Source organism: Phyllobacterium sp. 0TCS1.6A (assembly GCF_026420825.1).
Classification (GTDB): Bacteria; Pseudomonadota; Alphaproteobacteria; order Rhizobiales; family Rhizobiaceae; genus Phyllobacterium.
The window spans coordinates 730,886-755,136 of sequence record NZ_JAPMAB010000001.1 but is presented as its reverse complement, the minus strand read 5'-3'; the positions used below and the strand labels follow the sequence as shown (position 1 = coordinate 755,136).

General features: G+C 63.1%; 21 protein-coding genes. 11 read left to right on the top strand and 10 right to left on the bottom strand.

Annotation, left to right across the window (positions count from 1 at the left end):
- Positions 1-120 precede the first annotated feature (120 nt).
- From OSJ75_RS03630 to OSJ75_RS03620, 3 genes are read right to left on the bottom strand one after another with little or no spacing between them, the layout of a single operon-like run.
- A complete protein-coding gene (locus OSJ75_RS03630) occupies positions 121-717 on the bottom strand; it encodes an anthranilate synthase component II (protein ID WP_250014187.1) in 597 nt (198 codons plus the stop codon).
- Entirely contained in the window at positions 714-2,102 is a 1,389-nt protein-coding gene (gene pabB / locus OSJ75_RS03625; RefSeq protein WP_267226957.1) for an aminodeoxychorismate synthase component I, read from the bottom strand. The genes OSJ75_RS03630 and pabB overlap by 4 nt, the downstream gene beginning before the upstream one ends.
- Positions 2,103-2,138: 36 nt before the next feature.
- Positions 2,139-2,564 carry an Lrp/AsnC family transcriptional regulator gene (locus OSJ75_RS03620; RefSeq protein WP_250014185.1) on the bottom strand — a complete coding sequence of 142 codons (426 nt, stop codon included), beginning with the start codon at positions 2,562-2,564 and terminating at the stop codon, positions 2,139-2,141.
- A 138-nt stretch (positions 2,565-2,702) separates the two neighbouring features.
- Here OSJ75_RS03620 and rocF point away from each other — a divergent pair, with 138 nt between their 5' ends.
- From rocF to OSJ75_RS03605, 3 genes are all read left to right on the top strand, one after another.
- Entirely contained in the window at positions 2,703-3,701 is a 999-nt protein-coding gene (rocF, locus tag OSJ75_RS03615; RefSeq protein WP_250014184.1) for an arginase, read from the top strand.
- Positions 3,702-3,715: 14 nt separating this feature from the next.
- Positions 3,716-4,927 carry an ornithine--oxo-acid transaminase gene (gene rocD, locus OSJ75_RS03610; protein WP_267226956.1) on the top strand — a complete coding sequence of 404 codons (1,212 nt, stop codon included), beginning with the start codon at positions 3,716-3,718 and terminating at the stop codon, positions 4,925-4,927.
- A gap of 114 nt (positions 4,928-5,041) precedes the next feature.
- Complete coding sequence (locus OSJ75_RS03605; protein WP_267226955.1) at positions 5,042-6,103, top strand: LLM class flavin-dependent oxidoreductase; 1,062 nt, start codon at positions 5,042-5,044, stop codon at positions 6,101-6,103.
- Here OSJ75_RS03605 and murI read toward each other — a convergent pair.
- The gene (gene murI / locus OSJ75_RS03600) at positions 6,071-6,859 is read right to left on the bottom strand and encodes a glutamate racemase (protein WP_267227040.1); all 789 of its coding nucleotides are present in this window, start codon (positions 6,857-6,859) and stop codon (positions 6,071-6,073) included. The genes OSJ75_RS03605 and murI overlap by 33 nt on opposite strands.
- A gap of 67 nt (positions 6,860-6,926) precedes the next feature.
- Entirely contained in the window at positions 6,927-7,766 is an 840-nt protein-coding gene (locus OSJ75_RS03595) for an RNA methyltransferase (protein ID WP_267226954.1), read from the bottom strand.
- Between the two features lie 185 nt (positions 7,767-7,951).
- Between OSJ75_RS03595 and OSJ75_RS03590 the strand changes: the two genes are divergently transcribed.
- Entirely contained in the window at positions 7,952-9,166 is a 1,215-nt protein-coding gene (locus OSJ75_RS03590; protein WP_250014180.1) for an NADP-dependent isocitrate dehydrogenase, read from the top strand.
- 186 nt (positions 9,167-9,352) lie between these two features.
- Entirely contained in the window at positions 9,353-10,573 is a 1,221-nt protein-coding gene (locus OSJ75_RS03585; RefSeq protein WP_267226953.1) for a PLP-dependent aminotransferase family protein, read from the top strand.
- Between the two features lie 82 nt (positions 10,574-10,655).
- Here OSJ75_RS03585 and alaS read toward each other — a convergent pair whose 3' ends face one another.
- Both alaS and recA read right to left on the bottom strand, forming a co-directional pair.
- Entirely contained in the window at positions 10,656-13,310 is a 2,655-nt protein-coding gene (gene alaS / locus OSJ75_RS03580) for an alanine--tRNA ligase (RefSeq protein ID WP_250014176.1), read from the bottom strand.
- A gap of 357 nt (positions 13,311-13,667) precedes the next feature.
- Entirely contained in the window at positions 13,668-14,759 is a 1,092-nt protein-coding gene (gene recA / locus OSJ75_RS03575; protein WP_250014174.1) for a recombinase RecA, read from the bottom strand.
- Between the two features lie 302 nt (positions 14,760-15,061).
- On the opposite strand from recA, the gene OSJ75_RS03570 reads away from it, so the two are divergent.
- Both OSJ75_RS03570 and OSJ75_RS03565 read left to right on the top strand, forming a co-directional pair.
- Positions 15,062-16,012, top strand: a complete 951-nt coding sequence (locus OSJ75_RS03570) for a carbohydrate kinase family protein (protein WP_267226952.1) — start codon at positions 15,062-15,064, stop codon at positions 16,010-16,012.
- A gap of 11 nt (positions 16,013-16,023) precedes the next feature.
- Complete coding sequence (locus OSJ75_RS03565; RefSeq protein WP_416362506.1) at positions 16,024-16,941, top strand: pseudouridine-5'-phosphate glycosidase; 918 nt, start codon at positions 16,024-16,026, stop codon at positions 16,939-16,941.
- 102 nt (positions 16,942-17,043) lie between these two features.
- Here OSJ75_RS03565 and OSJ75_RS03560 read toward each other — a convergent pair whose 3' ends face one another.
- The gene (locus OSJ75_RS03560; protein ID WP_250014171.1) at positions 17,044-17,703 is read right to left on the bottom strand and encodes an OmpA family protein; all 660 of its coding nucleotides are present in this window, start codon (positions 17,701-17,703) and stop codon (positions 17,044-17,046) included.
- Between the two features lie 171 nt (positions 17,704-17,874).
- Between OSJ75_RS03560 and OSJ75_RS03555 the strand changes: the two genes are divergently transcribed.
- Positions 17,875-18,588, top strand: coding sequence for an SDR family oxidoreductase (locus tag OSJ75_RS03555; RefSeq protein ID WP_250014170.1), 714 nt, complete (start codon positions 17,875-17,877; stop codon positions 18,586-18,588).
- 74 nt (positions 18,589-18,662) lie between these two features.
- Here the strand turns inward: OSJ75_RS03555 and OSJ75_RS03550 are convergent, their stop codons facing one another.
- Positions 18,663-19,418 carry an SDR family NAD(P)-dependent oxidoreductase gene (locus OSJ75_RS03550; RefSeq protein ID WP_250014169.1) on the bottom strand — a complete coding sequence of 252 codons (756 nt, stop codon included), beginning with the start codon at positions 19,416-19,418 and terminating at the stop codon, positions 18,663-18,665.
- Between the two features lie 144 nt (positions 19,419-19,562).
- On the opposite strand from OSJ75_RS03550, the gene OSJ75_RS03545 reads away from it, so the two are divergent.
- On the top strand, positions 19,563-20,138 hold the full coding sequence (locus OSJ75_RS03545) for a TetR/AcrR family transcriptional regulator (RefSeq protein WP_267226950.1): 576 nt from the start codon (positions 19,563-19,565) through the stop codon (positions 20,136-20,138).
- A 13-nt stretch (positions 20,139-20,151) separates the two neighbouring features.
- Here OSJ75_RS03545 and OSJ75_RS03540 read toward each other — a convergent pair whose 3' ends face one another.
- On the bottom strand, positions 20,152-20,856 hold the full coding sequence (locus tag OSJ75_RS03540; RefSeq protein ID WP_250014165.1) for an ArsR/SmtB family transcription factor: 705 nt from the start codon (positions 20,854-20,856) through the stop codon (positions 20,152-20,154).
- Positions 20,857-21,065: 209 nt separating this feature from the next.
- Between OSJ75_RS03540 and OSJ75_RS03535 the strand changes: the two genes are divergently transcribed.
- Together OSJ75_RS03535 and OSJ75_RS03530 are read left to right on the top strand one after the other, a co-directional pair.
- On the top strand, positions 21,066-22,025 hold the full coding sequence (locus tag OSJ75_RS03535) for a TAXI family TRAP transporter solute-binding subunit (protein WP_250014163.1): 960 nt from the start codon (positions 21,066-21,068) through the stop codon (positions 22,023-22,025).
- A gap of 80 nt (positions 22,026-22,105) precedes the next feature.
- Positions 22,106-24,205, top strand: coding sequence for a TRAP transporter permease (locus OSJ75_RS03530; protein ID WP_267226949.1), 2,100 nt, complete (start codon positions 22,106-22,108; stop codon positions 24,203-24,205).
- The last annotated feature ends 46 nt before the right edge of the window (positions 24,206-24,251 follow it).

Below are 24,251 nucleotides of genomic sequence, written 5' to 3'. Positions count from 1 at the left end.
AATTTCGAATGGAATGAGATGCCGGGTTGCAGGGAAATGAACGGGCACTTGATCCTGTGTAGCGGATCACGGCTTGTGCGGCCAACAGGAATATCGAACAAACAAGCGAAAATTGCGGCGTTATCGACCTGATCGCGCGGAATTGAACGCCTGCGCCAGACGCAGGAAATTGCCGAGCATGGCATGGCCATATTCGGTGAGCACGGATTCCGGATGGAACTGCACGCCATGGGTCGGGTGCGTTGCATGCGACACCGCCATCACCTCGCCTGCCTCGGAGCGCGCCGTTATGCGCAGCAGCCCCTCCGCCTCCGGTGCCTCGACGATCAGCGAGTGATACCTGCCGGCCTTCAGCGGGCTCGGCAGCCCCCTGAACAGGCCTTCGCCATCATGATGGATCGGCGACGAGCGCCCATGTACCGGCTCCTTGGCGCGGACCACGCGGCCGCCGAAGACCTCGCCGATACATTGGTGGCCAAGACATATTCCAAGGATCGGTACTTCGCCGCTCAGGGATCGGATGATCGGCATGGACTGCCCCGCCTCGAACGGCCCGCACGGCCCCGGCGACAGGATGATGGCTTCGGGCGCCATGGCCGCGACCTCCGCCACCGTCAGCCTGTCATTGCGGATGACGCGGGTTTCCTTGCCGAGTTCGGCAAAGTACCGGGCTACGGTGAAAACGAAGGAGTCGTAATTGTCGACGATAAGGATCATGAGCCGGCCCCTTGCGCGAACACGGCGAAGATGCGCGCGGCCTTGTCCAGCGTCTCCTGATATTCGGCCGCGGGATCGGACAAAGCCGTAATGCCGCCGCCCGCCTGCAATACAGCCCTGCCCGCTTTGAAGGATACGGTGCGGATGGCGATATTGCTGTCGAAACTGCCGTTGAAACCGATATAGCCGATCGATCCGCAATAGATGCCGCGCGCAACCTTCTCGATCTCGGTGATGATCTCCATTGCCCGGACCTTCGGCGCGCCGGTGATCGAGCCTCCCGGAAATGACGCGGCGATGAGATCGCCCAGGCCCTTGCCGCTGGCAAGTTCGCCCGTCACGACCGAAACGAGATGATGGACGGCATAGGATTCCAGCCCGCAAAGGGTGGGCGTCAGCACCGAATGAGGCCGGCACACCCGCGACAGATCGTTTCGCATCAGATCGACGATCATCAGGTTCTCGGCGCGATCCTTCTCGGAATTGAGCAACAGTTCCGCCGAGGCGGCGTCTTCCACGGGATCGTCGGAGCGCGGCGCCGTGCCCTTGATCGGCCGCGTTTCCACCGCCCGCCCCCGCACCTTGAGGAACCGTTCGGGCGAACTCGAGGCGATCACGCTGTCGCCATGGTCGAGAAAGGCCGCAAATGTAGCCGGATTGCCCTGGCGCAATTTCCGGTAGAACGCCCAGCTGTCATAGAAATCGGGCAGGTCCGCCACGAACCGTTGCGCGATGTTGGCCTGGAAGATGTCGCCTGCAAGGATGTATTCGACGACCCTGCCAACGGCATCCATATAGTCCCGGCGCTCGAAATTCGATCGCCACGCCGCCTTGGCAATCGGCGGAATGGCGGTCTCCGGCGCCCCGGGCTGCGCCAGGCAATCCAGGAATTGCCGCGCCCGCTCCTCCGCCCGCCCGCTGCGCTGCCCGCTTTCCGCCGGCAGGCCCGACGACAGCAGCCACGCCTTGCCTTCCTGGTGGTCGAAAGCGATGACGACATCGTGGAAATGCCAGGCGGCATCGGCAATGGAGCCTTCGTCGGGCGCAAGCGGCTGCGGCAATTCTTCCAGAAGACGGCCGAATTCATAGGCGAAATAACCGATGGCCCCACCCTGGAACGGTGGCACGCCCGGCACATCCTCCAGCCCGTAGCGATCGACGAAACCCATCAAGGCCTGCAGCGGCGGCTCGCTCAGTTCTTCGCCGTTCCAGAACGAGCGCCGGTCCCGCACTTCGAACCTGCCGAAAGGATCGGCGCAGACATAGGAATAGCGGCCGAGCGACGGATGCTTCATCGCACTGTCGAGAAAGCTCAGCCCGCCGAGCTTGCGCAACCGGGCCGCAGCATCGACGGGTTCGAGCCAGGGAATTTCATGAATGCGCAAGCCGGGTTCTCCTCGAATACCGCGCCGGCCGCAATTCTAGCCGCTTTTGCGTGTCGACAGGAGAATACTTGTCTCCGTTGAGGTGATTCCGTCAATATGCCGGATGTCGCGCAGGGTCTTGTCGAATGCCTCGAGCGTCTCCACCTCGATCTCCGCGACGATGTCCCAGCGGCCATTGGTGGTGTGCAGCGCCTTGATCTCCGGGAAACCCTGGAGGCGGCGCACGACCTTTTCGGCCGCCTGTCCCGCAACTTCGACCATCGCTATCGCCCGGACGCCGTAGAGGCCGGCTCCAGCCCGCAGATTGACGGTGAAGCCCTGAATCGTGCCGTCATCCACCATCCTGTCGATACGGCTGCGAACCGTGGCACGCGATATGCCGAGAATCGTCGCCATCGACGACAACGGCACGCGGCAATCGTCCCGCATCAGAGCCAGTATTCTACGGTCCGTGTCGTCCATGATCTGTCACTTTGGCTAAAATGATTGAGCAAATTGCGTAGTATGCCTGTCATTTCTATCAGGATGCCGCCTTTTTGTCAGCAGCCCAACATGCCACAATCCCGGCAGCATCGGCATTGACGGGGAAAGCGGCATTCAATGGATTCACGGGATTCACGCGGGACTTTCGAAGAGCACCACAAACAGCTCCTCACCATCATCGGGGCGCCGATCGACGAGGGCGCCGGCCGGCCCGGCGCGTTGATGGGCCCCGCCGCCCTTCGTACCGCCGGTCTCATCCACACATTGAAGGAACTTGGCCATCCGGTCGACGATCGCGGCGACCTGCGCCTGCCGCAACAATTGCCGCAACTGCCGCCGATCGAAGGTCTTGCCCATTACAGGGAGCGGATTTCGGCCTGGTCGCGGCTTCTGGCGGTTGAAACCCATGCCGCCATGCAGGCGGGAGCGCTTCCGATCATACTCGGCGGCGACCACAGCCTTTCCATGGGTTCGATCAGCGGCGTCGCCCGCCACTGCGCTGAAGCGGGGCGCGAATTGTTCGTTCTATGGCTTGATGCCCATTCGGATTTCAATACGCCGCTCACCTCGCCGTCCGGCAACATGCACGGCATGTCCGCCGCGCTGCTTTGCGGCGAGCCCGGCCTGGAATTCGTCCATGGCGACACGCCGCACGGCTTGATAAAGCCGGGCAATCTGCACCTCTTCGGCATCCGTTCGATCGATGCCAGCGAGCGCGTGCTGCTGCGGGATCGCGGCATAGACGTGATCGACATGCGGCGGATCGACGAGGTCGGCCTGCCGACGCTCCTGCGCAAGATCATCGAGCGGGTTGAACGCGCCAATGGCGTGCTTCACGTCAGCCTCGACGTGGATTTTGTCGATCCCTCGCTCGCGCCGGGCGTAGGCACCACCGTTCCGGGCGGCGCGACCTATCGCGAGGCGCATCTGGCAATGGAGATGCTGCATGATTCCGGCCTCGTCTGCTCGCTCGATGTGGTCGAACTGAACCCGTTTCTCGACGAACGCGGAAAGAGCGCCCTGCTGCTCGTCGATCTCGTCGCCAGCATGTTCGGACGCTCCATATTCGACCGCCCGACACTGCCCGGCCGAGCGGCAGGCGCATTGACCAACTAGGACTGGAGGACATCTTGCTACACACCGCCGCCCATCTCATTTCCACGGAAGCCCGCCTCGGCGCGCACAATTACAAGCCGCTCGACGTCGTTCTCGAACGGGGCGAAGGCGTCCATGTCTGGGATATGGATGGGAAGCGATATCTCGACTGCCTTTCCGCCTATTCGGCGGTCAATCAGGGCCATTGCCATCCGAAGATCCTGAAAGCGATGGTGGAACAGGCCGGAAAGCTGACGCTGACCTCCCGTGCCTTCCGCAACGACCAGCTGGCGCTGTTCTACGAGGAAGTCGCCAGCCTGACCGGCTCCCACAAGATATTGCCCATGAACAGCGGCGCGGAAGCAGTGGAAACGGCGATAAAGGCCGTGCGCAAATGGGGCTATGAAGTGAAGGGCATTGCCGAAAACGCTGCCGAGATCATTGTCTGTTCCGACAATTTCCACGGCCGCACCATGGGCATCGTCGGCTTCAGCACCGATCCTTCGGCCCGGGAGAATTTCGGCCCCTTCGCGCCCGGCTTCCGCGTGGTTCCCTTCGGCGATCTCGCTGCCTTCGAAGCCGCGATAACCCCGAATACGGTGGCTTTCCTCGTCGAGCCGATCCAGGGCGAAGCCGGCGTGATCATTCCGCCGGCGGGCTATTTCCAGAAGGTGCGCGAATTGTGCACCCGGCACAATGTCACCCTTATCCTCGACGAGATCCAGACCGGCCTTGGCCGGACGGGGGCCCTGCTCGCCGAAGAACATGAGGGCATCGAGGCCGATGTCACGCTGATCGGCAAGGCGCTTTCCGGCGGCTTCTATCCGGTCTCGGCGGTACTTTCGAACAGCGACGTGCTCGGTGTTCTGAAACCCGGCCAGCATGGCAGCACCTTTGGCGGCAATCCGCTGGCCTGCGCCATTGCCCGCGCCGCCCTGCGGGTGCTCACCGAGGAAGGCATGATCGAGAATTCCCGCCGCGAGGGCGCCTATTTCCTCGAGCAGCTGAAGACCATCCGCAGCAATGTCGTGCGCGAAGTGCGCGGCCGCGGTCTCATGCTGGCGATCGAGCTGCATCAGGAGGCCGGCGGCGCCAACCAGTTCTGCTACGCCCTGAAGGAGCGCGGCATCCTCGCCAAGGATACGCATCGCGATACGATCCGCATCGCGCCGCCGCTGATCATCGAGCGGGATCAGGTGGACTGGGCGCTGGAACAGTTCGAGGCGGTGCTGACCCGCATGAACTGACCGCCGCCGGGGCAGTAACTTCCGGGTGCCTCAGCCACCAATGCGTGCGTTCTTCATTCTTTGCGCAACTGCCCCTACCTTAGGGCAAAGCAGTCAGGCAGGAAGAACGCCAGCATGGAACTCGGCATCTATACATTTGCGGGAATGGCTCCCGATCCCACCAGCGGCGTGGCGATCGACGCGCACCAGCGCATGCAGAACCTCATCGAGGAAATGGAACTGGCCGACCAGGTCGGTCTCGACGTCTTCGGCATCGGCGAGCATCATCGGCCGGATTTCGTGATCTCCACGCCTGCGGTCGCCCTTGCGGCCGGGGCCGCCCGCACGAAGAATATCCGCCTCACCAGCGCCGTCACGGTGCTGAGCTCGGACGATCCGGTGCGCGTGTTCCAGGAATATGCGACGCTGGACCTGATTTCCTCCGGCCGGGCCGAGATCATGGCCGGACGCGGTTCGTTCATCGAATCCTTCCCGCTTTTCGGCCATGATCTCAATGATTATGACGAGCTTTTCGCCGAAAAGCTCGATCTTCTGCTCAAGCTGCGCGAAAGCGAGCATGTGAGCTGGCGCGGCCGCCTGCGGGCGCCGATCGACAATCTCGGCGTCTATCCCCGGCCGCTGCAAAATCCCCTGCCCGTCTGGATCGCCGTTGGCGGCACGCCGGCATCGGTCATCCGCGCGGGTACGCTCGGCCTCCCGCTCGCCATTGCCATCATCGGCGGCGAACCGCACCGTTTCTCGCCGCTGGTCGAACTCTACCGCGAGGCTGGAGCCAAGGCGGGACATGCCGCCGAGACACTGAAGGTCAGCATCAATTCGCATGGCTATGTCGGCGAGACGTCGAAGGGCGCCGCCGACCAGTATTGGCCCTCATATGAGGTCGTGATGAACAAGATAGGCCGCGAGCGTGGCTGGCCGCCCAGCGATCGCCAGCACTATGAAGCCGGCCGCTCACCGCGCGGTGCGCTGCTGGTCGGCTCGCCGCAAGAAGTGATCGACAAGATCCTGCTCCAGCACAGCTATTTCCGCCATGACCGCTTCATGCTGCAGATCGATCTTGGCAGCCTGCCGCACAAGGAGACGCTGAAGGCCATCGAACTCTACGGCACGAGGGTCGCGCCGGAAATCCGCAAGGCGCTGAAATCAGACGTTGTTAAGGCCGAACCCGTGCAATAGGCGGCGAACCGCGAAATCCGGCTTGCCGGAGGTGAAAACGGCGATATCGTCGTCATGTTCCGGCTCGCCGCCGCCTTCCCTCGGCTTCAGCAGCGACAGCGCACGCCGCGCTATCGCCTCTGCCGGATCGAGCCAATCGACCGGCCAGGGCGCGAGGCGTCGGAAGACATTGACCAGAAACGGATAATGGGTGCAGGCGAGCACGACGATATCGGTGCGCCGTCCGTCATTGCTGTAGAAGCAGGGAGCGATTTCCGCCCGCACCGCCTCGTCGTCGACGAGTTCGCCGCGCATGTGCAATTCCGCCATCCGCGCGAGGTTCTGGCTGCCGACCAGCCGCACATGGCACCTTGCGGCAAAGGATTGAATCAGATCGCGCGTATAGGCGCGTTTCACCGTACCGGGCGTCGCCAGCACGCTTATCAAGCCCGACGAAGTGCGCTCCGCCGCCGGCTTGATGGCGGGTACGGTGCCGACGAAAGGCACGGCCGGAAAGGCCTTGCGCAGATCGTCCAGCACCAGCGTCGAGGCCGTATTGCAGGGGATGATGACCAGCTCCGGATCATAGGTTTCGATGAAACCCTCGAACAGCGCGAGGATGCGCTGGCGCAACCCCTCTTCCTCCCAGTCGCCATAGGGAAACCCCGCATCGTCGGCGATATAGACGAACCGGCGGTCGGGCATCAGCACCCGCGCCTCCCGCAGCACGGTCAGGCCGCCCACGCCGCTGTCGAATGCAATGATCGGGCGCTCCATGCGCTGGCCGGGAAGATCATCGCGCTCGAGCGAGGCAGCAGCTCCGCTCCCTCCGGCATCGATTGTCCTATTCATCCTCGTGCTCCGCCGTCTCGATGCGTGGCTGGCGCTTGCGTCCTTCCGGTGCTCCAGCGCCCCGCGGCGTCTTCGGGCTGAAATGATCGAGCGAGACGAGCACGCCGCGCAGGAGCTTCAGTTCGGATTCCGAAAAGCCGGCGCGGGTCAGGACGCCACGCAGATTGTTGACCATGATTTCCTTGCGCGCCATGGGCCGGAAATAGCCCCGAGCCTGCAACGCCTCTTCGAGATGGTTGAAGAAGCCCTGCAGTTGCTCCTTCGGCGCCGGCTCGAGCTCCGGCCCGCGAAATGCGGTGTCCGTGGCTTTCTCCAGTCCGGACTTCATCCATTCATACGACATAAGCAGTACAGCCTGCGCGATGTTCAGCGACGAGAATGCCGGATTGACCGGAAAGGTGACGAGCTCATCTGCGAGGCTGATCTCGTCATTATTAAGTCCGAAGCGTTCGCGGCCAAAGAGAATTCCGGTCTTCTGCCCGCTGTCGAAGCGCTTGCGCAGCGCCTCGCCCGCTTCCACCGGCCCACGCACCTGCTTGTAGGCATCGCGCTCGCGCGCAGTGGTCGCGTAGACGAAATTGAGGTCTGCCACCGCCGTCGCCAGATCGTCGAAGACCTGCGCCGCATCGATGATGTGGTCGGCGCGGCTGGCCGCGGCGCGCGCCTTCTCGTTCGGGAAGGCCTCGCGCGGCTTGACGAGCCGCAGCTCCGCCAATCCGAAATTCGCCATCGCCCGCGCCACCATGCCGATGTTTTCCGGCAGCTGCGGCTCGACCAGAATGATGGCCGGGCCTTCGGCTATGAGCGTGCGATGTCTGTCTGTTCCGGCCATTTTCATTTCCTGCATTGATCGGCGCCCTCATAACCCGCGTTTTTTCGGCGGGCAATCTTGCTCTTTGCGCGAAAGGCGCAGACTGCGCCTTTGCGTTCGGCGAAGGCAGTGCTATAGGGGCGCGAACCCTCATTAAAAACCGATGCTGACATACCACTCCCCAGCAAAACAGAGGCTGACTATCCATGGCAAAGATCAAGGTTGCAAATCCTGTCGTCGAACTCGACGGCGATGAGATGACCCGCATCATCTGGCAATATATCAAGGAAAAGCTGATCCATCCTTACCTCGATATCGACCTGAAATATTTCGATCTTGGCATCGAACACCGGGATGCAACCGACGACCAGGTGACCATCGATGCCGCCAATGCCATCAAGCAATATGGCGTCGGCGTCAAATGCGCCACGATCACGCCGGATGAGCAGCGCGTCGAGGAATTCAAGCTGAAGAAGATGTGGAAGTCGCCGAACGGCACCATCCGCAACATCCTCGGCGGCGTCATCTTCCGCGAGCCGATCATCGCCAAGAACGTTCCCCGCCTGGTTCCGGGCTGGACGCAGCCGATCATCGTCGGCCGCCATGCCTTCGGCGACCAGTACCGCGCGACGGATTTCAGGTTCCCCGGCAAGGGCAAGCTCACCATCAAGTTCGTGGGCGAAGACGGCCAGACCATCGAACATGACGTCTTCGACGCACCCGGCGCCGGCGTCGCGATGGCGATGTACAATCTGGACGATTCGATCCGCGATTTCGCCCGCGCATCGTTCAACTACGCCTATAATCGCGGCGTTCCCTGCTATCTGTCGACCAAGAACACGATCCTCAAGGCCTATGACGGCCGCTTCAAGGATATCTTCCAGGAGATCTTCGACGCGGAGTTCAAGGACAAGTTCGCCGCCAAGAAGATTCACTACGAGCACCGCCTGATCGACGACATGGTCGCCTCCGCCCTGAAATGGTCCGGCGGCTATGTCTGGGCCTGCAAGAACTACGACGGCGACGTGCAGTCCGACATCGTGGCGCAGGGCTTCGGCTCGCTCGGCCTGATGACCTCGGTGCTGATGACGCCGGATGGCCAGACTGTCGAGGCGGAAGCTGCCCACGGCACCGTGACCCGCCATTACCGCCAGCACCAGAAGGGCGAAGAGACCTCCACCAACTCCATCGCTTCCATCTTCGCCTGGACCCGCGGCCTCGCCCATCGCGCCAAGCTCGACGACAATGCGGAACTCGCACGGTTCGCCCAGACGCTGGAAAAGGTCTGCGTCGATACGGTCGAGGCAGGCTTCATGACCAAGGATCTGGCACTCCTCATCGGTCCGGACCAGCCCTGGCTCTCGACCACTGGCTTCCTCGACAAGATCAACGCCAACCTTTCCAAGGCCATGGCAGCCTGATCAGCGAAATGAAGGATGGTCGGGCCCGATGCTCGACCATCCCTTTCCATACTGCCCGGGCATCTGCAGCCCTGCCGCGTCGCCGCGACGCGCATCGCATCAAACTCCCGTCATAAAATAAGTCAGCAATATTGACTTATTCTCGGCTTTACGGTCGAGTGCTGTCATTCATCGGGAGGATTGCGAATGCGCAATGACAGATATTCCACGCGCGTCAACAAAATGAAGGCATCCGAGGTTCGCGAGTTGCTCAAGCTGCTCGATCAGCCGGACATCATCTCGTTTGCCGGCGGCATTCCGGACCCGGCCCTCTTCCCGAAGGACGCCATCAAGGAAGCCTACAGCACCCTGCTCGACGAAAATGCCGGTGCCGCGCTGCAATATTCCGTGAGCGAGGGCTATCGCCCGCTGCGCGAATGGCTGGCGGCGCACATGGCCTCGCTCGGCGTCGCCTGCAGCATCGACAATATCGTCATCACAACGGGTTCGCAGCAGGCACTCGACTATCTCGGCAAGCTGTTCATTTCACCGGGCGATACGATCCTCACCACCTGGCCGACCTATCTCGGCGCGCTGCAGGCATTCAATGCCTATGAGCCGCATTACGACCGGCTCAACCCGCATGGGAACATGACGCCGGACATCTATCGCCAGCACGCCACGTCGCTCGGCGGCGAGGTCAAGCTTGCCTATCTCACCGCCGATTTCTGCAATCCGACCGGCGAAACGCTTGGCAGGGAGGAGCGTCTGCGGCTGATCGATCTGGCTCACGAACTGGACATTCCGCTGATCGAGGACGCCGCCTATCAGGCCTTGCGCTTCGACGGCGAGAGGATCGCCCCGATGCTGGCGCTCGACATCGAGAAGCATGGCGGCATCGAAAACAGCCGCGTGATCTATTCCGGCAGTTTCTCCAAGACGCTGACGCCGGGAATGCGCGTCGGCTGGGTGTGCGCGGCAAAGCCGATCATCGGCAAGCTGGTCCTGATCAAGCAGGCGGCCGATCTTCATAGCCCGACGATCAACCAGATGGTCATTCACCGGGTGGCCGAGAAACATTTCGACGAACAGGTCGAGAAGGCCTGCACCGCCTATCGAAACCGCCGGGACCTGCTGCTGGCGGCGCTTGAGAGATATATGCCCGCCGGCGTGAGCTGGACCCGGCCCGAAGGCGGCATGTTCGTCTGGCTGACCTTGCCGGAAGCACTGGACGGGGCGGCCCTGCTGGCACAATCGATCGAGGAGATACGCGTCGCTTTCGTGCCGGGCGCGGCGTTCCATGCGGATGGCAGCGGGCGCAACACCATAAGGCTGAACTTTTCATTGCCCGATGCCGAGGCCATCGACACCGGCATGGCGCGTCTCGGAGAACTGATCGGCCGGCAACTGCGTTCCGAAGCGGCCTGATCGCCCGTCCCGGATCGTCCTGTCTGGCCGGGATTTCGGCAGCGGCAGGGTGCCGGCCGCCGCGTGCCGCCGCGCGTTCAGATCAGGCAGCGAGCGCCGAGCGAACGGCGGCAACCGCCTCTTCCGCCTTGCTGCCATCCGGTCCGCCGGCCTGTGCCATATCGGGACGACCGCCGCCGCCGGCGCCGCCAAGCGTGGCAGAAGCGACGCGCACGAGATCGACGGCGCTGTATTTGCCGACGAGATCATCGGTGACGCCGACCACCGCGCTGGCCTTGCCATCTTCCGAGACACCGATGAAGACCACCACGCCGGAGCCGACCGATGACTTGGCTTCGTCCGCGAGCGGCTTCAGGTCGCGTGGACTGACGCCGGTAACCACCTTGCCGATGAAGCCGACGCCATTGACCTCTTCGGCGGCGCTTCCGCCACCGGAGCCGCCAAGCGCCAATTGCCGGCGGGCCTCGGTCAATTCCCGCTCCAGCTTGCGCCGCTCCTCGATCAGGGCATTGACGCGGTTCAACGCCTCGGCCGGAGTCGATTTCAATGCGCCCGCGATCGATTTGAGGCGATCATCCTGCTCTTCGAGATAGCGGCGGGCCGCCTCGCCGGTCAGCGCTTCGAGGCGCCGCACGCCGGACGCGACCGCACCTTCCGAGACCACCCGGATAAGCCCGATATCGCCGGTGGCGCGCACATGGGTGCCGCCGCAGAGCTCGGTCGAATAGATCTTGCCGGCCTTTTCGCCGTGCAGCGCCGTTCCCATCGAAACCACGCGCACCTCGTCGCCGTACTTTTCGCCGAAGAGCGCCATGGCTCCCTCGGCAATGGCGTCGTCCACCGCCATCAGGCGCGTCGTCACCGGCGCATTCTGCAACACGATCTCATTGGCCAGGTCTTCGATGGCCGCGAGTTCCCCGTCGGTGATCGGCTTCGGATGCGAGAAATCGAACCGCAGGCGATCGGGCGCGACAAGCGAACCCTTCTGCGCCACATGCGTGCCGAGCGTCTCGCGCAGCGCCTCATGCAGGAGATGGGTGGCCGAATGGTTGGAGCGGATGCGGGTGCGGCGCTGATGATCGACCGCGAGTTCGACAGTCGCGCCATTCCTGACGCTGCCCTTCTCTACGGTGCCGATATGCACGAACACGCCATCATTCTTCTTCTGCGTGTCCGATATGCGAATGCTGAAGCCCTCGCCCGAAATCACGCCGGTATCGCCCTGCTGGCCGCCCGATTCGCCATAGAACGGCGTCTGGTTGACCACGATCGAGACCGGTTCGCCCTCGTTTGCGCTTTCCACGATCGAGCCGTTCTGGACGATGGCCTGAATGATGCCCTCGGCCTTCTCCGTCTCGTAACCGAGGAATTCGGTCGCTCCCGCCTTGTCGCGAACCGAGAACCACACGGTTTCCGTCGCTGTTTCGCCGGAACCGGCCCAATTGGCGCGCGCCTCCGCCTTCTGTCGCTGCATGGCCGCATCGAACGCTTCGGTATCGACGCCGATGCCGCGCTGGCGCAGGGCATCCTGCGTCAGATCGAGCGGAAAACCATAGGTGTCATAGAGCTTGAACGCGGTTTCGCCATCCAAGCGGTCGCCCTCGCCCAGATTGTCCGTCGCCTCGCCAAGCAGGCCGAGGCCGCGTTCCAGCGTCTTGCGGAACCGCGTCTCCTCGAGCTTCAGCGTCTCCGAGATCAGCGCTTCGGCGCGGATGAGTTCCGGATAGGCCTGCCCCATCTCGCGCACCAGCGTCGGCAGCAGCCGCCACATCAACGGGTCGCGCGCGCCCAGAAGCTGGGCATGGCGCATGGCGCGACGCATGATACGGCGCAGCACATAGCCGCGCCCTTCGTTGGACGGCAGCACGCCATCGGCGATCAGGAAGCTTGCCGAACGCAGATGATCGGCGATGACGCGATGGCTGGCGCGGAACTTGCCTTCCGCCTTGACGCCCGTCTCGTCCTCCGACGCCCGGATCAGGCTGCGGAACAGATCGATATCGTAATTGTCGTGCACGCCCTGCAGCACCGCGGCCACCCGCTCGAGGCCCATGCCGGTATCGATCGACGGACGCGGCAGGTCGATGCGCTGCTCCTTCGTCACCTGCTCGAACTGCATGAAGACCAGGTTCCAGATCTCGATGAAACGGTCGCCATCCTCATCGGCGCTGCCGGGCGGACCACCCCAGATATCCTCGCCATGATCGTAGAATATCTCCGAACAGGGGCCGCACGGACCGGTATCGCCCATCGCCCAGAAATTGTCGCTGGTGGCGATCCTGATGATGCGCTCGTCCGGCAGGCCGGCGATCTTCTTCCACAGATCGGCCGCGGCATGATCGGTGTGGTAGACGGTGACGAGCAGCTTCTCGCTCGCCAGCCCATATTCCCTGGTGATGAGGTTCCATGCGAGATGAATGGCCTCTTCCTTGAAATAATCGCCGAACGAGAAATTTCCGAGCATCTCGAAGAAAGTGTGATGCCGCGCCGTATAGCCGACATTGTCGAGGTCATTGTGCTTGCCGCCGGCGCGGACGCATTTCTGTGACGTGGTGGCGCGGCTATAGGGCCGCTGCTCCATGCCGGTGAAGACATTCTTGAACTGCACCATGCCGGAATTGGTGAACATCAAGGTCGGGTCATTGCGCGGGACAAGCGGGCTCGACGCCACGATTTCATGGCCGTTCTTCTTGAAATAATTCAGAAATATCGACCGTATCTCATTGACGCCACTCATGCCCGCTGCCTTCTGACTCTTCTTCGACGTGAAACCATGCTCCCGACCCGAAACGGCGGGAGAAATAACGATCCGCTTGTAGCGACAGGTCCACGACCTGTCCAGAAAATCCCGAGCAGCGGGTTAAAACCTTCAAGCCTGAGAGCCTGCCGCACCGCGCATCATGTCGAATGCAGCCCTCGAAATAGGGCTGCATCATAATAGTGCGTGCTTCGTGGTTCGGCAGGCTCACCAAGCCCAGCATGAGGCAGGTTGGCTCAGCATGAGGGAAATCGGGGATTGCAGGGATATAGCAAAACACCACAAAAAAGGCCCGCTGCGGTACAGCGGGCCTTTCAGTGAATCCACTACGACCGATCAGGCCTCGGCAACATCCGGGCCGTCATCCTCCACATCGCCGGGTCCCTTGTCGAGCATCTGCTCGGCGATGAGGCCGGCATTCTGGCGCAGCGCCAGTTCGATCTCATTGGCGATCTCGGGATTTTCCTTGAGGAACAGCTTGGCATTGTCACGGCCCTGGCCGAGACGCTGCGAATTATAGGAGAACCAGGAGCCGGACTTCTCGACGATGCCGGCCTTGACGCCAAGATCGACGAGTTCACCCGTCTTGGAGACGCCCTCGCCATACATGATGTCGAACTCGACCTGCTTGAAGGGCGGCGCAAGCTTGTTTTTCACGACCTTGACGCGGGTCTGGTTGCCGACGACCTCGTCGCGCTCCTTCAGCGAGCCGATGCGCCGAATGTCGAGGCGTACCGAGGCGTAGAACTTCAGCGCATTGCCGCCTGTCGTCGTTTCGGGCGAGCCGAACATGACGCCGATCTTCATGCGGATCTGATTGATGAAGATGACCATGCAGTTCGAACGCGAGATCGAGGCCGTCAGCTTGCGCAGAGCCTGGCTCATCAGGCGTGCCTGGAGGCCGGGCAGCGAATCGCCCATCTCGCCCTCGATTTCGGCGCGCGGCGTCAGGGCGGCGACCGAATCCACCACCAGGACATCGATGGCGCCGGAACGAACCAGCGTGTCGGTGATCTCAAGCGCCTGCTCGCCCGTGTCCGGCTGCGAAATCAAGAGGTTTTCGAGATCGACGCCAAGCTTGCGGGCATAGACCGGATCAAGCGCATGCTCGGCATCGACGAAGGCGCAGATGCCGCCCTTCTTCTGTGCCTCGGCAATCGTATGCAGCGCGAGCGTCGTCTTGCCCGAGCTTTCAGGCCCGTAGATCTCGACAATGCGCCCCTTGGGCAATCCACCGACGCCGAGAGCAATATCGAGCGACAGCGAACCCGTCGGCACCGTCTCGATCTCGACCACCTGCTCATTGCGTCCAAGCCGCATGATCGAGCCCTTACCAAAGGACCGTTCAATCTGCGACAAAGCCGCATCCAGCGCTTTCGTTTTATCCACCGAATTACCCTCAACCAACCGCAAAGAATTTTGAGCCATGTTACACCACCCCTGTGAGTTCGATGAAGTCCGGATGTTCCGATCTGTGAACTTATTTGTATCTGTTTTGTTCTCAAATGACAAGAGCACCAAACCATTGATATAAAATGATAACTGAATTTTGTTCTATTAATGTTCCGGTTTTCGCCTGCACCGCCTACGATCAAATGCCGCGGCGTGCAACCGGCTCGCTCGCAGGGAATTGCGAACGGGTTTCCGAATCGCCCTCGATTGCGCGCCGCGTCGCGGCACGGTAGAGGAACTGCGCAGCGCACCATTTTTCACCGGACCATCAACCGACCATGGCAAAATCTCCCAAACCGCTGCTGTTTGCAGTTGGCGGCGCCCATCTCGATCGCCGCGGGCAAAGCAGCGTGCCCTTCATTCCAGGCGCGTCGAATCCCGGAACGATGCGCGAAGAGGCCGGCGGCGGCGTGTTCAATGCGCTGCGGCTCACGGTCCAGCGCGGCGTGGCGGCGGAACTCCTGTCGATTCGTGGCGGCGATCCCGCCGGTGCGATGGTGGCCGCGGCGATCGACGCAGCCGGGATCATCGACAGTTCCGCAGTGTTCATCGACCGCGCGACGCCGAGCTATACCGCCATACTGGACGAGCGCGGCGATGTCGTCGCCGCCATTGCCGATATGGCGCTCTATGAATTGGCGCTGCCCCGGCAATTGCGGCGCCGCAAGGTGCGCGATGCGATCGGACAGGCGCAGGCGGTATTCTGCGACGCCAACCTTCCCTCCGAGGCGCTGCAATATCTCGCCGGCCTCTGCGCCGGCAAGGCGCTCTATGCGCTTGCCATATCGCCGGCCAAGATCCAGCGCATGCTGCCGGTATTCCCGCACCTCTCCTGCCTGTTCATGAACCGGCGCGAGGCGCTGGCATTGACCGGCCTGCCCGGCGATGCGCCGCCTGCCGAGCTTCACCGCAGCCTCGCCGGCAAGGGCCTCCGATGCGCCTTCGTTTCCGATGGCGGCGCGGCGGCACTTGGCTATTCGGCCGAGGGCGCCTTTACGATCCAGCCGCCGGAAGTCGACGCGATTGCCGATGTCACCGGCGCCGGCGACGCCCTTGCGGGGGCGACGATCGCGGCACTGCTGCGCGGCGCGGCGTTTTCCGCCGCCTGCCGGGAGGGCCTCGCCGCATCGATGCTGACGGTGCAGACCCACTCCGCCAGCCCAGGCTTCTCCCCGTCACAATTCGCCGCCGCGATCGCCGCAGTGCCGCCGGCGGAACCTCTTGCATAAGGAAAGACATGATGAACGCTCTCAATCCATTCATAGACATTGCCGAGGAGGTGAAATCCGCCCTCGCCGCCGGCCGCGCCGTCGTTGCCCTCGAAAGCACGATCATCACCCATGGCATGCCCTACCCGGAAAACAGCCGCATGGCCGCCAATGTGGAGGCGATCATCCGCGAGGAAGGCGCCGTGCCCGCAACCATCGCCATCATCGACGGTCGCATCAAGATCGGCCTGACCGACGCCGAGCGCGAGGCCCTGGCGCAGGTCAAGGGCGCGATGAAGCTTTCCCGCGCCGATCTCGCCTTCGCCCTGTCGCAGAAGCGGACGGGCGGCACCACCGTGGCCGCCACCATGCTGGCGGCGCAGCTCGCCGGCATCAAGGTATTCGCCACCGGCGGCATTGGCGGCGTCCACAAGGGCGCCGAGACGAGCTTCGACATCTCGGCCGATCTCGAGGAGCTGGGGCGGACGCCGGTCATCGTGGTCTCGGCCGGCGCCAAGGCAATCCTGGATGTTGAGAAAACGCTGGAAGTGCTTGAAACAAAAGGCGTTCCCGTCGTGGTCTACGGGTCTGACACCTTCCCTGCCTTCTGGTCGCGCCAGTCACCGCTGAAGGCACCCCTGCGCCTTGACGATGCGGCGGAGATAGCCGCGTTCCAGCAGGCGCGCGAAGCCATCGGCATTGTCGGCGGCATGCTGATCGCCAATCCGATTCCCGAGGCGAGCGAGATTCCGGCGGAAATCATGGCCGGTCACATCCGCGAGGCGCTGGCCCGCGCCGAACGGGACGGGATTTCCGGCAAGGCGGTCACGCCCTATCTGCTGGCTGCGATGCTGGACATCACCAAGGGCGAAAGCCTGGTGGCGAACATTGCGCTCGTCGAGAACAATGCCCGCCTCGGCGCGAAGATAGCGCTGTCCCTCGCCGGCTAGCGCTCGAAAAACCTGACATCAGCCATGGCGGCTGATGTCAAATTCGTTCCGCTATACCCTGACATCAGCCATGGTGGCTGATGTCAAATTCGTTCCGCTATACTAGGTGAGCGGCGAGATCTGGATTTCCACGCGGCGGTTCTGGGCCTTGCCCGCTTCCGTCGCGTTGGTGGCCACGGGCTCGGTCGGGCCGTAGCCGCGAACGTCGAAGCGGCGATTGTCGATGCCCTGCTGCGTCAGGTAATTGGAAACGGAGAGCGCGCGGCGCTCGGAAAGCAGCTGGTTGTGCTGCATGCTGCCGGTCGAATCCGTATGGCCGGCGACGTCCACGATGGTGCGGTCGAACTTGCGCAGCACGGCTGCAACGGAGCCGAGCGTGCCGTAGAATTCCGGCTTCACCCGGTCCTCATCGGTGTTGAACGTGATGTTGGACGGCATGTTCAGGATGATGCGGTCGCCCTCGCGCGTCACCGATACGCCGGTTCCCTGCAGCTGGGCGCGCAGTTCGGCTTCCTGCCGATCCATGTAATTGCCGATCGCGCCGCCGCTGAGCGCACCGATGCCCGCGCCGATCAGCGCGGCGTTCCTGCCGGATTTTCCGCCACCGCCGACCGCGAGACCGCCGAGAGCGCCAACGCCGGCGCCGATCAACGCACCGCCGGCCGTGTTCGACATCTTCTGCTGGCCCGTATAGGGATCGGTGGTCGTGCAGCCCGCGAGAAACGTCGCCGCCAGGCAGCCAATGGCAAATCTTTTCAACATGGAATCAGTCCCCGTTCGATGGTGGCCGAGTTATACAACGGATTCGGGCAAAAAATGGATGGCATTCGACAAGCATTCAATTTGATTGACCGTTGCACAAATCGAATTCGTTTGCGGCAGCGAGCCAGTCTGAAACATCATGGCCATCCGACATCAATGGAGAGCAGTGACATGAACGACGAAAATCAGGCACCGGTAGCGATCATCACGGGCGGCGGACGCGGCATGGGCGCAGCCATAGCGCGGGAATTGCATGCGCGCGGCTATCGGCTCGGCCTGATGTCGCCATCGGGCAGCGCCGTGGAGCTTGCCGGCGAGCTTGGCGGCGTCGGCATCAAGGGTTCGGCCGGCGAGGCAGCCGACCTCGAGGCACTGGTGGCGAAGACGGCCGAGGCCTATGGCCGCATCGATGCGGTCGTCAACCATACGGGCCATCCGCCAAAAGGCGATCTCGTCGATATCACCGACGAAAACTGGGCGCTCGGCAATGATCTGATGGTGACGAGCGTCGTGCGCATGGCGCGGCTGGTCACGCCCTACATGCTGAGGCAGGGCAAGGGCGCCTGGGTGAACATCACCACTTTTGCCGCCTTCGAGCCGAGCCTCGTCTTTCCGGTATCCTGCGTCTACCGCGCGGCGATCGGCGCCTATACCAAGCTCTACGCCGATCGCTACGGCGCCGACAATATCCGCATGAACGCGCTCCTGCCGGGTTTCGTCGACAGCCTCGACCACAAGCCCGGCACGGAAAACGCAGTGCCGATGAAACGCCTCGGCTCGACGCAGGAGATCGCCAGGACCGCCGCTTTCCTGCTTTCGGACGATGCCGGCTATATCACCGGCCAGAACATCCGCGTCGATGGCGGCCTCACCAAGCACGTGTGAGGGCCACTTCGCTCCACTGAACCCCGAGATGGAGGGAGTGGTGCCCCACCCCCTCCACGAATCGCCAGAAGCGCTCAGACCTGCAGGCCGCCGGCCACGTCGATCACTCCGCCGGTGATATAGCCGCCGTTCGGCCCGGCGAGGAATGTGACGAGGGCGGATACTTCCTCGAGCGTGGCGATCCGGCGGATCGGATGCAGGTCCATGATGGCGTCCGGGAGCTTGTCGCGCACCTCGGCGGCCATGTCCGTCGGCATGATGCCGGGCTGCACTATGTTGACGGTGATGTTGCGCCCGCCAAGATCGCGCGCGACGCCCTTGGCATAGCCGGCGATCGCCGACTTGGTGCCGGCATAATCGGCAACGCCGGCGAACGGAATGCGGCTGCCGAGGAGCGAGCCGATGAAGATGATGCGGCCGCCATCCGGCAATACCGCCGCCGCCGCGCGCGTCGTCGCCACGGCGCCCATGACGTTGACCTGCCATTGGTGATCGAGATTGACCGTATCGAGCTCCGGATCGTCGACCGTCCTGCCCTGCACCGCGATCGCGGCATTGTTGACGAGGATGTCGAGCTTGCCGAAATGCGCAACCACCTTTTCGACCAGCGGCCTCGCGGCGGCCGTATCGGCCTGGTCGCTGCGGACCGCCAGGGCCCGCACACCTTTCGCCTTCAGCCTTTCAACCACGGCCTCGGCCTTTTCCGCCGACGCGACGTAGCTGATCGCAACGTCCGCACCCTCATCGGCAAGCGCTTCGGCAATGGCTGCGCCAAGCCCGCGCGAACCGCCGGTGACCAGTGCAACCTTGCCCTTCAATAGATTCGACATGATGGATTTCCTTGTTGGATCAGCGTCTCCGGAACAGCTGATGGGTTTCATAACGACCGTTATTGTAACGACTGGTATGAAATATGGACAAGTGCTGTCAAGTGGTTTATTAACGGTCGTTATGAAAAAGGCTGGATTGGGCTGATGGGCCGGCATCGCGAATTCGACGTGGAAAAAGCACTGGAGGCTGCGCTGTGCGTCTTCTGGCGCAAGGGCTATGAGGGCGCCTCCTATGCCGATCTCACGGAAGCGACCGGCGTGGAACGGCCTGCGCTCTATTCGGCCTTCGGCAACAAGGAAGCGCTGTTTCGCAAGGCGCTGGACCGTTATTACGAGCGCTACCTCGATTTCATCCCGGCAGCGCTGCAGATGCCCACGGCCCGCTCAGTGGCGGCGCATGTCCTTTATAATGCGGTAGATCTCAATACGCGCTACCCCGCGCATCGCGGCTGCCTCGGCATCAACGGCGCGCTGGCGGGATCGGACGAGGCGGAGCCTATCCGGCAGGCGCTGATCGACGCCCGCGCGGTCGGCGAGGTGCAATTGCGCGAGCGTTTCGAACGCGCCAGGGCCGAGGGAGACCTGCCGGAAACGGCGAGGCCGGAGGCTCTTGCCGCGTTCATCCTGGCCGTTTCCCACGGCATCGCAGTGCAGGCCAAGGCCGGTTTCAGCCGCGAAATGCTGGAGGCAGTCGCCGAGCAGGCGCTCTCCAGTCTTTAACGCTCCCCCGCACTCACATCTCCACCGCATCCAGTGTCACGCCGAATGTCTCGCGCAGCTGGCGCCGTCCGTTTGGCGTGACCGAAACCGCGCGCGTGCCTTCGATCCGCCGGACCCATCCCCGGTCGAAACAATGGCTGCAAAGCGCGGCGCCCAGCGCGCCGGCGAGGTGCGGGCGGCGCTCGCTCCAGTCGAGGCACGGCCGGCAGAGGATGCGGCCGCGTTTCGCCATCGCATCGGCGTCGAGCCCGGCATTGCGCAGCAGGGCAAGCCCGCTCGCGGTGATCTCGGCCGCATCGCCGTTGAACTCCAGATGCCCGTCGCGCGCCAGCGAATCGGCGATGGAAACGCCAAGATGCCCGGCCAGGTGATCGTAGCAGGTGCGCCCTGCCCGCAGCGCCGCATCGCGCGGCCCGGTCCTGACGCTCCTCGCCGGGGCCGGCGGCGCCGCCAGCTGCATGATGCTCTCGATCATCTGCGCGACGGCGGCCGAAGCGAGCCGGTGATAGCGGTGCCGGCCCTGCTTCTCGACGGTGAGAAGCCCGGCATCGGTCATCCGGGTCAGATGGCTGCTGGCGGTCTGCGCGGTTATCCCGGCCAGTTGCGCCAGTTCGGATGCGGTCAGGGCGCGGCCGTCCATCAGGCCGTAGAGCATGCTGGCCCGGCCGGGATCTCCGGCAAGGGCGGCGATTTCGGCGAAGCGCGCAGTGTTGGCCATGGGGTCGGTTCCTTCGATTGTCGCTGGATCATGCAACGGCCCGGTTCGAAATGCTTCGAAGTCCGCCGAACTATCCACAGCACCGGATGCTGGGGCAATCTGTGCGGTGAGGCAAATAAAAGGTTGGCAAATTTTCATCTGCCACTAACAATGCCCGTCCAAAGCGGGGGCCGGAATGGCCGGCGCCGCATATAAGGTTGGGAGGCCTCATGTTGCAGATCAAGTCCAGATTGCTTGCCGCAGGCGCGGTCGTGCTGTCGATGGGAATGTCCACATTGACCGCGAATGCGGCGGAATTCATCAATGTCCTCACCGGCGGGACCTCCGGCGTCTATTATCCGCTCGGCGTCGCCCTGTCGGAAATCTACGGCCAGGGCATCGAGGGCGCCCGCACGCAGGTGCAGGCGACCAAGGCATCCGTCGAGAACCTCAACCTGCTGCAGCAGGGCAAGGGCGAGATCGGCTTCGCGCTGGCGGATTCGGTCAAGCTCGGCTGGGAAGGCAACCAGGAAGCCGGTTTCCCCGCCAAGCTCGACAAGCTCCGCGCCATCGCCGCCATCTATCCGAACTACATCCAGATCGTCGCGAGCAAGGATTCGGGCGTCAAGACCATTGCCGACCTCAAGGGCAAATCGCTCTCCGTCGGCGCCCCGGCGTCCGGCACCGAACTCAATGCCCGCTCGATCTTCGACGCGTTGGGCATGACCTACAAGGATCTGGGCAAGATCGAATATCTTCCCTTCGCCGAATCGGTCGAGCTGATCAAGAACCGGCAATTGGACGCGACATTGCAATCGGCGGGCCTCGGCGTCGCCTCGATCCGCGATCTCGCCACCTCGCTGCCGATCAACGTGGTCGCAGTGCCGGCCGAAACCGTTGCCAAGATCGGCGCGCCCTATCTTTCGGTAGTCATCCCGGCCGGCACCTATGACGGCCAGACGGAAGACGTGCCGACCGCCGCCGTCGGCAATATCCTCGTCTCGCATGACGGCGTTTCCGAGGAGACCGCCTACCAGATGACCAAGCTGCTGTTCGAAAACGTCGAAAAGCTCGCCTCGTCCCATGCGGCGGCGAAGGCGATCAAGCTCGAGAACGCCACCGCCGGCCTGCCGATACCGCTGCATCCGGGTGCCGAACGCTACTACAAGGAAAAAGGCATCCTGAAATAAGCAGAATATTCGGGATTTCCGCCGCTTTCCATCCGGCAAGCGGCGGCAGCCATTCGTCAATACCGGTGCGGGGGAGCAAGATGGTACAGAAGGCAGAGCAGCAGGCACAGCACGAAGAGGAAATCATCGAGGGCCTGCCCGAAGGTTTCGGCACCGGGCTTTCGGGAAGGATCGCCTATGGCATCGCGATCTGCTTCTCGCTGTTCCAGCTCTATCTTGCCGCCTACGGCAATCTGCCGAGCCAGGTGCAGCGCGCCATGCATGTCGGCTTCCTGCTGCTGCTCGGCTTCGTGCTGCTCGGAAACCTGCGGGCGCAGACCAGCTGGGGCAAGGCGGTGCTGTGGCTCCTCGGCATTATCGGCTTCGGCACCGGCCTCTATAACTGGATATTCTATTTTCCGCTGATCCAGCGCTCCGGCTTTCTCAATCCGGTCGACCTGACTGTCGGCGCCATTCTCATCGTTCTGGTGTTCGAAGCGGCGCGGCGGCTGATGGGCCTGCCGCTCGCCATCATCGCGGGGCTCTTCCTGCTCTATTCCCTCACCGGGCAATATCTGCCTGATCCCTTCGTGCATCGCGGCTATACGGTCGAGCAGATCATCGACCATTTCGCCTTCGGCACAGAAGGTATCTACGGCACGCCGGTCTATGTCTCGGCCGCCTATATCTTCATCTTCGTCGTCTTCGCCGCCTTTCTCGAGCGGGCGGGCATGATCGCCCTGTTCAACGATTTCGCCCTTGGCCTCGTCGGCGGCGTTCGCGGCGGCCCGGCGCAGGTCTGCGTGCTCTCGTCGGCGCTGATGGGAACGATTTCCGGCTCCGGCGTCGCCAATGTCGTCGCCAGCGGCCAGTTCACCATTCCGCTGATGAAGCGCTTCGGCTTCCGCTCGGCCTTTGCCGGCGGCGTCGAAGCCACCTCGTCCATGGGCGGCCAGATCATGCCGCCGGTCATGGGCGCCGTGGCCTTCATCATGGCCGAAACGCTGAACGTGCCCTATGCCGAAGTGGTCAAGGCCGCGCTCATTCCCGCCTTTCTCTATTTCGGCGCCTGTTTCTGGATGGTCTATCTCGAATCCGGCAAAAGCGGCCTGAAGGGCATGGATAAGGCGAGCCTGCCCAACCCGTGGGCGGCGGTGCGCGAACACTGGCCGCTGGTCCTGCCACTCGCCGCGCTCGTCTACCTGCTCTTTGCGGGCTATACGCCGATCTTCGCCGGCACGATGGGCCTGGCGCTGACGATCGTCCTCATCCTCGGCACGCCGCTCGCGGCGCTGATCGGGCCGATGGCGTTCCGCATCGTGTTCTGGATCGCGCTCGGCCTCGGGGCCGCGGCCTTCCTCAAATATGGCGTCAATATTCTCGTGCTGGTGCTCGGCGGGCTGATTCTCGCCTGCCTGTTCTTCAAGGGCGGGCGCGAGACCCTGGTGATCTGCCGCGATTCGCTGGCCGAGGGCGCGAAGAACGCCCTGCCCGTCGGCATAGCCTGCGCCATCGTCGGCATCGTCATCGGCACGCTGACGCTGACAGGCATCGCCTCCACCTTCATCGGCGCGATCATCAGCATCGGCAAGGACAATCTGTTCCTTTCGCTGGTCCTGACCATGCTGACCTGCCTCGTTCTCGGCATGGGCATCCCGACGATCCCCAATTACATCATCACCTCCTCTCTGGCCGGCCCGGCGCTGCTGGAACTCGGCGTGCCGCTGCTCGTCAGCCACATGTTCGTGTTCTATTTTGGCATCATGGCCGACCTGACGCCGCCGGTGGCCCTCGCCGCCTTCGCCGCCGCGCCCATGGCCAAGACTTCGGGCATGAAGATCGCCATCCAGGCGTCCAAGCTCGCCATCGCCGGCTTCGTGATGCCGTTCATGGCCGTCTATACGCCGGCGCTCATGCTGCAGGATGCCGGGCCGATGGCGGCGACGTTCGGCTATCCGGTGGAGGTCGTCTATATCCTGATCAAGGCCTGCCTCGGCATCGTCCTGTTCGGCGCGGCGGTCGTCGGCTTCCTCAAGACCCATCTCGCCATCTGGGAGCGGATCGTCGCTGCCGCAGCCGCCGGGCTGCTGGTGCTGGCGCTGCCGCTCACCGACGAGGCCGGCTTCGCGCTCGCGGCGCTGTTGATCGGCCAGCATCTCTGGCGCGCGCGCTCCACCCGCGACACGCTGCACCCCGCCTGACGGCCTCCGCTTCGGCCATGGGGTTGAAACCTTGCGCAAGCTGGAC